The organism is Qipengyuania citrea (assembly GCF_024171405.1).
Lineage (GTDB): Bacteria > Pseudomonadota > Alphaproteobacteria > Sphingomonadales > Sphingomonadaceae > Qipengyuania > Qipengyuania profunda.
The window spans coordinates 2,325,099-2,337,022 of record NZ_JALJZT010000002.1 but is presented as its reverse complement, the minus strand read 5'-3'; the positions used below and the strand labels follow the sequence as shown (position 1 = coordinate 2,337,022).

The 11,924-nt window shown below is 66.3% G+C and carries 13 protein-coding genes; 3 read left to right on the top strand and 10 right to left on the bottom strand.

Annotation, left to right across the window (positions count from 1 at the left end):
* The first annotated feature begins 1 nt into the window (after position 1).
* Positions 2-451, top strand: a complete 450-nt coding sequence (locus J2S32_RS12305; RefSeq protein WP_253521841.1) for a protein tyrosine phosphatase family protein — start codon at positions 2-4, stop codon at positions 449-451.
* On the opposite strand, the gene purU is transcribed toward J2S32_RS12305, so the two are convergent.
* The 4 genes from purU to J2S32_RS12285 all read right to left on the bottom strand — a co-directional run bounded on the left by purU (position 441) and on the right by J2S32_RS12285 (position 3,563).
* On the bottom strand, positions 441-1,295 hold the full coding sequence (gene purU, locus J2S32_RS12300) for a formyltetrahydrofolate deformylase (RefSeq protein ID WP_253521839.1): 855 nt from the start codon (positions 1,293-1,295) through the stop codon (positions 441-443). The genes J2S32_RS12305 and purU overlap by 11 nt on opposite strands.
* A 72-nt stretch (positions 1,296-1,367) precedes the next feature.
* A complete protein-coding gene (locus J2S32_RS12295; RefSeq protein WP_253521836.1) occupies positions 1,368-1,694 on the bottom strand; it encodes a hypothetical protein in 327 nt (108 codons plus the stop codon).
* A 1-nt stretch (position 1,695) separates the two neighbouring features.
* Positions 1,696-2,712 carry an NAD(P)H-dependent flavin oxidoreductase gene (locus J2S32_RS12290; RefSeq protein WP_253521833.1) on the bottom strand — a complete coding sequence of 339 codons (1,017 nt, stop codon included), beginning with the start codon at positions 2,710-2,712 and terminating at the stop codon, positions 1,696-1,698.
* A gap of 41 nt (positions 2,713-2,753) precedes the next feature.
* Positions 2,754-3,563, bottom strand: a complete 810-nt coding sequence (locus J2S32_RS12285) for a LytTR family DNA-binding domain-containing protein (RefSeq protein WP_253521831.1) — start codon at positions 3,561-3,563, stop codon at positions 2,754-2,756.
* Positions 3,564-3,721: 158 nt separating this feature from the next.
* Between J2S32_RS12285 and J2S32_RS12280 the strand changes: the two genes are divergently transcribed.
* Positions 3,722-4,258, top strand: a complete 537-nt coding sequence (locus tag J2S32_RS12280) for a DUF2306 domain-containing protein (RefSeq protein ID WP_253521829.1) — start codon at positions 3,722-3,724, stop codon at positions 4,256-4,258.
* 6 nt (positions 4,259-4,264) lie between these two features.
* Here the strand turns inward: J2S32_RS12280 and purT are convergent, their stop codons facing one another.
* Together purT and J2S32_RS12270 are read right to left on the bottom strand one after the other, a co-directional pair.
* Positions 4,265-5,425 (bottom strand): formate-dependent phosphoribosylglycinamide formyltransferase, encoded by a 1,161-nt coding sequence (gene purT, locus J2S32_RS12275; protein WP_253521827.1) that lies wholly within the window; start codon positions 5,423-5,425, stop codon positions 4,265-4,267.
* On the bottom strand, positions 5,422-6,702 hold the full coding sequence (locus tag J2S32_RS12270) for an aspartate kinase (RefSeq protein WP_050601771.1): 1,281 nt from the start codon (positions 6,700-6,702) through the stop codon (positions 5,422-5,424). Before J2S32_RS12270 ends, purT begins: the two co-directional genes overlap by 4 nt.
* Positions 6,703-6,755: 53 nt before the next feature.
* Between J2S32_RS12270 and ubiG the strand changes: the two genes are divergently transcribed.
* On the top strand, positions 6,756-7,526 hold the full coding sequence (ubiG, locus tag J2S32_RS12265) for a bifunctional 2-polyprenyl-6-hydroxyphenol methylase/3-demethylubiquinol 3-O-methyltransferase UbiG (RefSeq protein ID WP_253521825.1): 771 nt from the start codon (positions 6,756-6,758) through the stop codon (positions 7,524-7,526).
* On the opposite strand, the gene J2S32_RS12260 is transcribed toward ubiG, so the two are convergent.
* From J2S32_RS12260 to ruvC, 4 genes are all read right to left on the bottom strand, one after another.
* Positions 7,507-8,553, bottom strand: coding sequence for a glycerophosphodiester phosphodiesterase family protein (locus J2S32_RS12260; protein ID WP_253521822.1), 1,047 nt, complete (start codon positions 8,551-8,553; stop codon positions 7,507-7,509). The two genes, ubiG and J2S32_RS12260, sit on opposite strands and share 20 nt — an antisense overlap.
* Positions 8,532-8,882, bottom strand: a complete 351-nt coding sequence (locus J2S32_RS12255; protein ID WP_253521819.1) for an ArsC family reductase — start codon at positions 8,880-8,882, stop codon at positions 8,532-8,534. The genes J2S32_RS12260 and J2S32_RS12255 overlap by 22 nt, the downstream gene beginning before the upstream one ends.
* A gap of 95 nt (positions 8,883-8,977) precedes the next feature.
* The gene (locus J2S32_RS12250; protein WP_253521816.1) at positions 8,978-11,305 is read right to left on the bottom strand and encodes a TonB-dependent receptor; all 2,328 of its coding nucleotides are present in this window, start codon (positions 11,303-11,305) and stop codon (positions 8,978-8,980) included.
* A gap of 147 nt (positions 11,306-11,452) precedes the next feature.
* Positions 11,453-11,920 (bottom strand): crossover junction endodeoxyribonuclease RuvC, encoded by a 468-nt coding sequence (gene ruvC, locus J2S32_RS12245; protein WP_253521813.1) that lies wholly within the window; start codon positions 11,918-11,920, stop codon positions 11,453-11,455.
* Positions 11,921-11,924 lie beyond the last annotated feature (4 nt).

Genomic DNA, 11,924 nt, shown 5'->3' with positions numbered 1-11,924 from the left:
CGTGGACGACCCATCCGACATCAGGAACTGGCGCAGGCGGCCCGACGGGATCACCACGTCGGGCAAACTCGAGCCGGGCGACCCGGCGAGGCTTGCGGCCATCGGCGTGCGCCATGTGATCAATCTGGCGCTGGACGATCATCCCGAAGCGCTGGCGGATGAGGAGCGGCTGCTGGCCGAGCAGGGGATCAGCTACACGCATATCCCGGTTCCCTTCGACGCACCCCACGCGCGCCATGTCGCGGCGTTTCGTGCCGCGCTGGAGCAGAGCGACACGCCGGTGCATGTCCATTGCATCATGAATTACCGCGTCACGGCGTTCTTCTACCTGACCGATCTCAAGGCCGGGATGGACCAGCAGGCAGCGCGTGCGCGGATGGCGACGGTGTGGGACCCGCTATCCGGCGACGACGCCGTCACGGCGCCGTGGAAAGAGCTGCTCAGCCCCTGAACACCACGGTCCGCTGGCCATTGAGCAGGACGCGCTCTTCCAGATGCAGGCGGACCGCTTCGGCGAGCACGCGGCTTTCGATATCGCGGCCCTTGCGCACCAGCGCATCGGGGGTGTCGGCATGGCCGATGCTCTCGGCATCCTGGTGGATGATCGGGCCTTCATCGAGATCGCCGGTGACGTAATGCGCGCTCGCGCCGATCATCTTGACCCCGCGCTCATAGGCCTGGTGATAGGGCTTGGCGCCCTTGAAGCCGGGCAGGAAGCTGTGATGGATATTGATGCAGCGCCCGGCGAAATGCGCCGCCTGTTCGTCCGAGAGGATCTGCATGTAGCGCGCCAGCACGACCAGTTCGGCGCCGCTTTGCTCGGCAATGGCGCGCACATGCGCTTCCTGTGCGGGTTTGGTGTCGCGGGTGATCGGCAGATGGTGGAACGGGAGCTCGCCCAGATCGGTGTGCTCGATCGCCTCGCGCGGATGGTTCGATACGATCGCCACCGGCTCCATCGGCAATTCGCCGATCCGCCAGCGATAGAGCAGGTCGGCCAGGCAATGGTCGAACTTGCTGACCATGATCAGCACGCGCCGCGGGCGGTCGCGCAGCGACAGCTTCCATTCCATCGCCAACTCGCTCGCCAACGGGGCGAACTCGCCGCGGAAGGTATCGCGCGAGATCGCGCCCGGATCGAATTCGACGCGCATGAAGAAGGCGTCGCTCATCCGGTCGTTGAACTGCTGCGCTTCGAGGATGTTGCCGCCGCGCTCGAACAGGAACGAGGTGACGCGCGCGGTGATCCCGGGACGATCGGCGCAGGACAGGGTCAGGACGAATGGGTCGGACATGCGCCCTCATGTGCGCCCCGCGCCCAACCGTGCAAGCGCAAACAGGCTTGGCCAGCCGCAATTCAGGCTTGGTCAGTCGATTTCGAAGACCACCGTCTTCATGCCCGACTGGTGCAAGGCGCTTTCCACGATGTAGCGTTCGGATTCGTCGAGCGCGGTCTCGCAGCCGACCACATGCGCGATCGGATCGCACAGCATGAAGGCCCTGTCCTCATGCGCGAGCTGACGGATCGCGCGGACGATCGTGTCTTCCAGATAACGCGGCTCGGCGACTACCGAGGCCGCGTTCGAAAATTCGTGATTGGCGCGCTGGTCGGCAAAGGTTGCGGTGGCGCGATTGGTGACCTGCACGCGATCGCGATAGATGGCGACATCAAGGTCGAGCGGGCGAGGGGGCATATCAGCGACGCGCGAGCGCTGCTTCGCTTTGGGCCATCAGCTTGTCGATGATCGCGGCGACCGGCTCTTCTTCCTTGAGCATGCCGACCGATTGTCCGGCCATCAGGCTGCCATTCTCGACATCGCCGTCGATGACCGCGCGGCGCAATGCGCCCGCCCAGTAATGCTCGATCTGCAATTGCGCTTCGTTCATCGCGATCTCCTCGCGGTCCAGAACGCCGGCAACCTCGATCTGTTTCCGGGTAAACAACTCACTTCCCTTGTTTTTTAGCGCGCGGACCGGGATTACCGGCAGGCGCGGATCGACCTGGACGCTGGCTACCGCGTCGCGTGCGCTGGCGCGGAAGAAGGCCTTCTTGAAATCGGGATGCGCGATGCTTTCCTGCGCGCAGGCGAAACGCGTGCCGAGCTGGACGCCCGCCGCGCCCATTTCCAGATAGCCCGCAATCGCCTGCCCGCGGCCGATCCCGCCGGCGACGAAGATAAGGTGATCCTCGGCCAGTTCGGGCAGCATTTCCTGGGCCAGCACGCTGGTCGAGACCGGGCCGATATGGCCGCCCGCCTCCATCCCCTCGATCACCAGCGCATCGGCGCCCGAGCGCAGCAGCTTCTTGGCCAGCGCCAGCGTGGGCGCAAAGCAGATGACCTTGGCGGGGTTCTTACCGCCCTTGATCGCCTCGACACTGCCCTTGGGCGGGATGCCGCCCGCCAGCACGACATGGCCCACCGCGTGCTTCTCGCACACCGCGATTAGCTCGAACAGGTCGGGATGCATGGTGATCAGGTTCACGCCGAAGGGCTTGTCGGTCAGCGCGCGGGTTGCGGCGATCTCGCGGTCGAGCAGTTCGGGGGTCATCGCCCCGCAGGCAATCACGCCGAAGCCGCCGGCGTTCGAAATCGCCGACACGAGACTGCGTTCGGACACCCAGCTCATCGCGCCGCACAGGATCGCGGTTTCGCTGCCGAGAAAATCTGCGCCGCGCTGCATCAGGCGGGCGGTCTTGGGATAGGTCGTCATGATGCGGCGCTTACGGCGCGCGCGGGGCAACGGCAAGATGCTTAGAACCAGCCGGCCGCGCCCAGTTCGCTCATGCGGCTGCGCGCGACCGGCGCCGCGATCCCCCGCGGCAACAGCAGCCGCAGCTTGCGCCCTTCGCGCTCGACGCCTTCGACCGCATCGCGGGCCACCCACCAGCTGCGATGGACCTGCGCGCCCTCGATCCCGTCGAGTTCCGCGATCGCATCGCGCAGCCGCAGCAGCACGAGGTCCGAGCCGAGCATGGTATGCGCGCGAACGTAGTGGTCTTCCATCTCCAGCGCGATCAGGTCGCTTCCCAGCTCGGCCGGCAGGCGCTGCAGGAATGCGGAATGCGGCTCGCCCTGCCGGGCATTTTGCACGTCGCTCGCGGCGACGGACCGGGCCATCGCGTCGTGCGCCGCCGCCTTCGGCCGGCCGCGTTCGAGCAGGTAGAAGACGACGGTGACGCTGGCCCCGATCGCCAGCACATTGAGATAGGCCAGCAGCGCCTGTTCGAGCGTGGGCGCGGGAACCGGCCCGGGAAGGAATTCGATCGTCCAGATCGCTGCCGTCAGCGGCACCGTGGCGAGCATGGTCAAGCCGATCCACAGCCCGGCGCGGGGCAGCTCGAGCCGCGGGTGCAGCCAGGCGACCAGCGGGGCGAGCGGACGGTAGAAGGCATAGCCGAGCCAGGCGAGCCCGATCCAGCTCACCAGCCGCCATGCCAGCGGCGCGGCGGCCGTCCCGAAGGGGCCGATGATCGCCAAGACCAGCCCGACCGCGGTCATGACCGACAGATCGATCACCAGCTTGCGAGCAATGCGCGCTGCAGCGGGGCGGGCCTGTTCCATATCCTGCAGACTAGTGCCCGTTCGCGCTTCGTAAAGTGGTCAAACACCCGATTTCGCGTCCTTTCGCGAAGCGGTCGGCCCCTTTGCGCAAGCCCGCTTGCCCGCCAGCGGCGCGCTGCCACCAAGGGGGCGAAACCACCCGCCTGGAGACCCAGACAATGTTCGCACTTCCGCTGTCCGCGCCGCCCGCCCCCCGCCGCCCGTCCGCATTCGATATCGGTCCGGCCAGCCGCGCGCTGGTGGCCACCATCGGGACCGTGATGACCTTGCTCTGCGTCATCGCGATCGGCCGCGCGCTTGCCGGCATGACTCCCGAATTGCCGCATCTGCGCCATGCCGCGATCGCGGTGCATGTGGTTGCAGTTATCCCCGCGATCCCGCTGGGCGCCTATGTGCTGCTAGCGCGCAAGGGCGATGCGCGGCACAGGCTGCTGGGCAAGATCTGGCTCGCGCTGATGCTGGTGACCGCCTTTTCGGCGATCTTCATCACTTCGGGCGGCGGCTACGGCCCGATCCATGTCTTCATCCCGCTGACGATCTTCTCGGCCTGGCGTTCGGTAGCGACCGCACGGCGTGGCAACATCCCGGCACACAAGCGGCAGCTCGTTTTTACCTATGTCACCGGACTGGTCTTTCCCGGGCTCGCGGCCTTCCTGCTGCCCGGGCGGCTGATGAACGTGATGCTGCTGGGCTGAGGCTGATCAGTCGCCGTAGGTGATGCGGACCTTGTGCGCCGCCTCGCGCGCGATGCAGCGCGCTTCGTCGGTATCGCCCGCAGTGGCCAGCGCCACGCCCATGCGGCGGTAGGGACGGCTGGTGGGCTTGGCGAAGATGCGGATGTCGGCCCCCTCGCCCATCGCCTCGGCCAGCCCGTCATAAGCCAGCGCCGCGCTGTCGCGTTCGGCGAGGATCACCGCGCTGGCGGCGGGGCGCGCGCGCAGCACGGGCGGGACCGGCAGCCCCATAACTGCCCGCGCATGGAGGTCGAATTCGGTGAGGTTCTGGCTGACCAGCGTGACCATGCCGGTGTCGTGCGGGCGCGGGGAAAGCTCGGAAAAGATCACCTCCTCGCCCTTCACGAAGAACTCGACCCCGAACAGCCCGTAGCCGCCCAGATCGTCGACCACGGTGCGCGCCATGTCCTGCGCCCTGGCGATCGCCGCGTCGGTCATTGGCGTGGGCTGCCAGCTTTCCTGGTAATCGCCGCGTTCCTGCCGGTGGCCGATCGGCTGGCAGAAGCTGATGCCGTCCTTGTGGCGCACGGTCAGCAGCGTAATCTCGTAATCGAAATCGACGAATTGCTCGACGATCACGCGTTGGCGGTCGCCGCGCATGTTGGCGCAGGCATAGGCCCAGGCCGCTTCGAGCTCGGCCGCGTCGCGCACGGTCGACTGGCCCTTGCCCGATGACGACATGACCGGCTTGATCACGCAGGGCAAACCGGTGTGCTGCGCGGCCGCCTGCACTTCCTCGAAATTCTTGGCATAGCGATATCGGGAGGTGACGAGGCCCAGATCATTGGCCGCAAGGTCGCGGATCGCGTCGCGGTTCATGGTCAGCTGCGCGGCGCGCGCAGAGGGCACGACGGTGAAGCCTTCCTCCTCCAGTTCGGCCAGTACCGAAGTGCGGATCGCCTCGATCTCGGGGACGATGTAATCGGGCCGGTGCTTCTCGGCCGCCTCGCGCAGCTTGTCGCCATCGAGCATGGAGAACACTTCGCGTGCATCGGCCAGCTGCATGGCGGGCGCATCGTCATAGCTGTCGCAGGCGATGACATAGGCGCCAAGCCGCTTGGCCGATATCGCGAACTCGCGCCCCAGTTCGCCCGAGCCGAGCAGGAGGATCCGGGCAGTGTGGCTCATGCCGCCTCGTCGGCAGCGTCCAGCCCATAGGCCGTGTGAAGCACGCGCACTGCCAGTTCGGTTTCGTCCTCGTCGATCAGCACGCTGACCTTGATCTCGCTGGTGGTGATCGCCTGGATGTTGATCGCGCGGTCGGCCAGCGCCTTGAACATCGTGCTGGCGACACCCGCATGGCTTTTCATGCCGACACCGACGACGCTGATCTTGGCGACCTTGCTGTCGGTAATCAGGCGGTTGTAGCCGATGTCGTCGCGCTTGTCCTCGAGCAGCGCCTGCGCGCGCGCGAGATCGGCCTGCGGCACGGTGAAGGTCACGTCGGTCTCGCCCTTGTCGCGGCCGACGTTCTGGATGATCATGTCGACATTGATGCTCGCCGCGGCGAGCGGTTCGAAGATGTGGGCCACCGCGCCGGGCTTGTCGGGCACGCGGGTGAGGATCACCTTGGCCTCGTTCTTGTCATGCGCGATGCCGGTCACGTGCTGGCGTTCCATATCGCCCTTCTCCACCAGTGCGTTCATTTCTTCCTCCGACACGATCATCGTGCCGGGGTATTCGTCTGCGGGAACCGCGTCGTCGCCGACGAAGCTGGAGAGGACCTGCACGCGCACGCCCTCCTTCATCGCCAGCCCGACCGAGCGTGTCTGGAGCACCTTGGCCCCGACGCTGGCGAGTTCGAGCATTTCCTCATAGGTCACCGCGGTCTGCTTGCGCGCCTTGGCGACGATCCGCGGGTCGGTGGTATAGACACCGTCGACATCGGTATAGATGTCGCAGCGATCTGCGCCAATAGCTGCAGCCACCGCCACGGCGGACGTATCCGACCCGCCGCGGCCCAGCGTGGTCAGCCGGCCCTCGCCCGAGAGGCCCTGGAAGCCGGGGATGACGGCTATCTCGCCGCGCTCCATGCTGGCAATCAGCGCGTCCGCATCGATGCTGTCGATCCGCGCCTTGGCATGCGCCTCGATAGTGTTGATCGGCATCTGCCAGCCGAGCCAGCTGCGCGCCTGGCAACCGAGCGACTGCAGCGTCAGCGCCAGCAGCCCGCTGGTCACCTGTTCGCCGCTGGCCACCACCACATCGTATTCCGCCGGGTCGTAGAGCGCATTGGCCTCGCGGCAGAAATTGACCAGCCGGTCGGTCTCGCCCGCCATCGCCGAAACCACCACCGCGACCTCGTGCCCGCGCGCCTGCTGCTTGCGCACGATATTGGCCACGCGCCGGATGCGTTCGGTCCCGGCCATCGAGGTGCCGCCAAATTTCATCACGATACGGGCCAAGCGTAGAGGTCTCCGTGCTGGAATGCGTCGAGCTAGGCTGCTAGCCAGAGGGCATGAGCGATGCAACCACACAGCCGCGTAGCAATACTTCGGCCGGCACAATTTCGGGCGCAACGATCCGCGCCGACGAAGCCGCGCATTTCGGCAAGCTCGCCAAGGACTGGTGGGACCCCAAGGGCTCCTCGGCCATGCTCCACCGGCTCAATCCCGTGCGACTGCAATTCCTGCGCGAGGCGATCGACCTGCACTGGGCAGGGGATATCGAGGCGCGCCAGCCGCTCGCGGGCAAGACCGCGCTCGACGTCGGCTGCGGTGCCGGACTGCTGTGCGAACCGCTGGCGCGGCTGGGGGCGGATGTCACCGGCGTCGATGCCGCGCCCGAGAACGCCGCGGCTGCAGCAGTGCATGCCGAAGGCGCGGGGCTCGATATCCGCTATATTGCGGGCGAGGTCGGTTCGCTCGATCTCGGCAGCTTCGACCTCGTCACCGCGATGGAAGTGATCGAACATGTTGCCGACAAGCGCGCCTTCGTCGCAGCATTGGCCGCGCGGCTTGCGCCGGGCGGGCTGATGGTGCTGTCGACCCCCAACCGCACGCCGCAATCGCGTCTGCTAATGATCGGCGCGGCGGAAGGCATCGGACTGATCCCCAAGGGCACGCACCACTGGGACGATTTCATCACGCCCGAAGAACTGGACGCGCTGCTCGACGAAGCAGGCCTCGACATGGGCACGCCGCGCGGGATCGGCTTCTCGCCCGCCAAAGGGCTGCATCTGTCGGGCGATCTGTCGCTGAACTATATCGTCACCGCCCGAGCGCGCTGACCACCAGCGCGGGATCGTCGGTGAAGACACCATCGGCCCCTGCTGCCACGACCATTCCCACCAGCGCGGCCAGATCGCCCTGCGCGGCGGCGTCGCTACCCTTGCGCAGCGCGGGCGGGAGGAAGGCGTTCTCCTTGCGCAGCGTCCACGGATGGACCGCCAGCCCCGCCGCATGCGCATCGGCGATCAGCGCAGTCGGACTTCCATCCGCAGCGAGGACACGGCCCAGATAGGGGCCGATACCATCGGCATATTGCGCCACGTCGGCGAGACCGCTGGGCGTCAGCAATTCGTCCCAGGTGATCGCGGGTTCGTCATAGGGGCCGCCCTCGACCGCGATCAGCAGCACCAGCGGGCTCTCGACCAGCACGTCCAGCCGTTGCAGCGGGCCGATTTCGAACGCCTGCACGAAGACCCGGTCATCGGCGTCGTCGAGATCGGCCTGGCGCAGCGCAGTGGCGAGCAGGTCGACCGTGTCGATGCCTTCTTCCTGCAGCAGCCAGGTGGGATGCTTGAGTTCGGGATAGATGCCGATCGCGCGGCCGGTCTCGGCCTCTTTCGCGCGCACCAGCGTGACGATCTCCTCGAAGGTCGGGATTTGGTAGAGCCCGTCGAACCGCGCATTGGCCGGGCGCAATCCGGGCAGCCGCTCCTTCACCCGCAGGCTGCGCAATTCGGCCAGCGTGAAATCCTCGGCAAACCAACCGGTGACCAACCGCCCCTCGATCGTCTTCGACCGCTTGCGATCGGCAAATTCCTCGCGCGCGCCGACATCGGTCGTCTCGCCGATCTCGGTCTCGTGCCGCGCGACCAGCCGCATGTCCTTCGTCGCGACGAGGTCGGGCTCGATATAGTCCGCGCCCTGGTCGATCGCGCGCTCATAGGCGGCCAGCGTATGCTCGGGCCGTTCGCCGCTGGCGCCGCGATGCGCGATGACGAGAAAGTCGCCCTCAGCCGCAGCGGCCGCGGCCGCGGCCGCGGGGACGGCACCGAGTGCCGCGAGGATCAGGAAAAGTGCACGGACCATTCGTCTTCCTTGAAACCGACCAGCAGGGCCCCGCCGTCTTCGACGATCGGGCGTTTGATCATGGACGGATTGTCTTGCAGCAATTTGACGGCCTTCGCCGCATCGACATCGGCCTTGTCGGCCTCGGGCAGCTTGCGCCAGGTGGTCCCGCGGCGGTTGAGCACGGTATCGACCCCCGCCGTTTCGATCCATGCGGCCAGCCTGGCTGGATCGGCGCCCTGCTTCTTGTAATCGTGAAACGCGTAATCGACGCCCTGCGCATCGAGCCATGTGCGCGCCTTCTTGACCGTGTCGCAATTGGGAATGCCGTAAAGGATAGTCTCAGTCACTGATCTGCCCGCTTCTGGTTGGAACGCGCCTCGCTAACGGCTTGCGCAGCGCTTGAACAGGCCGCCGGGGCGCGAACCCCGGCGGCGCTGTCAGATCAATCGCCGAAGCGCGCGGTCAGCTGGACGCCAAAGAAGCGCGGTTCTGCGGGGATGAAGGTCGGGATACCGAAGGCACCGCCCGTATTGCCCGCATCGAGCAGATAGTCTTCATCGAAAGCATTGCGGATGAATCCGGCGATTTCGTAGCGGTCATCGGCAAAGCTCACCCCCGCGCGGGCATTCACCAGCGTCACCGGGCCTTGCGAAGTCAGTTCGCTGTTGGGCACTTCGAAGTAGATCCGGCTGCGATGCGTGATGCTGGGGGTGGCGAACAGGCGTGCCCCGCCGCCGAGGGGATAATCGACGGTGAAGCCCGCCGCCGCCTGCCATTCGGGCTGCAAGCGGAAACGCGCACCCGAAAATTCGGGGGCGAAGCTGTTATCCTCGTCGATCCCGCCATCGATATACCCGACATTGCCGAAGAAGCTGAGCCAGTCGGTCGCCTCGACCGCGATTTCGGCCTCGACACCCAGATTGGACGCCGCACCGGCGCTTTGGGTGATGAAACCGCCGGTCGGGTTGCCGTCCTCGTCCAGCTCCTCGACCGAGACCTGGAAGTTGTCATAGACCTGGTAATAGACGCCGAGCGAGCCCGAAACGCCGCCGCTGGCGAGCTTGATACCGCCTTCGTAGTTCCACACCGTCTCCCGGGCAACAAGCTGCAGCGTCGTGGACTGCTGCACGACTGGCGAGCGGCGGCCCTTGGAGACGGTGGCGAAGACGTTCACTTCGGGCGAGATCCGGTAGAGCACGTTGAAACGCGGGAGCCACGCATCGAAGTCGGCTTCGCCGAGGAAGGTCTCCCCCCCGGTATCGACCTGCCCGGGGATCAACGGTGCGCCCGACAGCACCGAATTGGGAACATCGGTGCGATAGCCCGACTGACGGTTTTCGCGCAGATACCGCAGACCGGCGGTCAGTTCGAGCGCGTCGGTGGCCAGCCAGGTGGCATCGGCGAAGACCGAGTAAGTGTCGTTCTGCCCCTGGTTCTCGAACATCGAGCGGTAGGGGATGGCAGTGGCGGCGCCGCCGGTCGCGAGGCCGGTGACCGCGCTCGCGGGTACGCTGCCGTCGGGCGCGACGCAGGGGATACCCGGGATCAGCGGCGCGCCGAACAGGCTGGTCAGGCACTGGAGGAAGGTGCCTTCTTCGGTCGAGAAGGGAACGTTCTGCAAGCCGTCCTCGGTGAAGACGTTCCAGCCGAAGGAACCGCGCAGATCCACGCCCGAATAGCTGAACCGGCCTTCGTGGCTGAACTGTTCGCCTTCGGCGATCTCGGCGAATTCGAGGAAGGGCGCGGCCGAACCATCGGCATCGAACACTTCGGCGCTGTCGAACTTGCGGTAGCCATTGACCGTGGTGAAGGTCCAGCTGTCGGCAAATTCCCATTCCGCGGTGAGGTTCACATCATAGACCTCGCGGTTGAGGCCGAGCTGGTCGTCGCCCAGCGCCGCGCCCGAAAAGGGCGAGCCGCCCAGATTGGCATCCTCGAAGGCATTGTCGCGGCCGCCGGGCGCACCGGCGAAGGCGGGGAAGGTACCCGAGATGAAGGGCGTACCGCCGTTGCGCTGCTGGTCGTAAGTGCCAATCAGGTCGATCGTGAGGGCGGACGTCGGGGTGAAGCGCAGCGAGCCGCGCAGGCCGAGCTGGTCCTGCGCATAGAGCTCTTCCTCCTGGCTGGCGGCGAGGTTTTCGACATAACCGTCGCGCGTACGCCATTCGAACGCCAGCCGTCCGGCGATCACATCGTTGCCGGCATTCAGATAGCCGCCGAGCAGCGTCTGGTCGAAATTGCCGTAGCCGCCGGTGATCTTGCCCGAGAAGCCTGCGCGCGGACGCGCCGAGACAAGGCTAATCGCGCCGACCGCCGAAGCGGTGCCGAACAGCGTCGCCTGCGGGCCCTTGATGACCTCGACCCGCTCGAGATCGTAGATCGCCTGGTACGACCCGCGCGAGCGCGAGATGTCGACGCCGTTGTAATAGAGCGTGACGCGCGGCCCCTGCTGCGAGGAACCCGAATCCGAGGTGATCCCGCGGATGACGATGCCGGGGTTGTTGGCGCTCTGCTCCTGGATATTCAGCCCCGGAACATAGTTGGACAGCTCGTCCAGATCGGACACGCCGAGTTCCTCGATCCGGTCCCCGGTCACCGCCGAAATGGTGATCGGCACATCCTGCGCGCGCTGTTCGATCTTCTGCGAAGTGACGATGATCGTGGTGCTGCTGGCGGACTGGTCCGCGGCCGGCACCTCCTGCGCCATCAGCGGAGCGGGAACGAGAGCGATGGAAGCAAGCAAGGCGCTGCGAAAAGCTGGGAATGTCATGGAAGGCCCCTGTCGTTGGATTGGATCGCAACGCGCCTAGCCCCGCCTTGTGACACACCGGCGGCGAAAGTCTTTCAATTATAAGAAGGAATTGGGACAGCTTTTGGACATCGGGCGACCGCGCCTGCGGCGGGCGAAATCAGCACTCTAGGACAAATGCGCGTCGGCGATCGCCACGGCCAGCGCATCGGCGGCATCGGCCCCGGCAATCCGCACGCCCGGCAGCAGCACCTTGACCATGGCCTGCACCTGCGTTTTGTCCGCCCCGCCCGTGCCGACCACGGCCTTCTTGACCAGCCGCGCGGCGTGTTCGTTGACCGCCAGCCCAGCGGCTCCGCAGGCGGCCAGCACGCAGCCGCGCGCCTGCGCCAGCTTGAGCGTCGATTGCGGGTTCTTGTTGACGAAGACTTCTTCGGCTGCCGCGCGGTCGGGCCGGTGCGCGGCAATGACATCGGCCAGCGCCGCCTGCAGGCCCGCCAGCCGCTGGGCCATCGGCGCCTTGGGGTCGGTCGGCACCTGCCCGTTGGCAACATGCGCAAGGCGCGATCCCTCGGCGCGGATCACGCCCCAACCGGTACAACTGAGCGAGGGATCGAGGCCGAGGATAAGCGTCATCGGC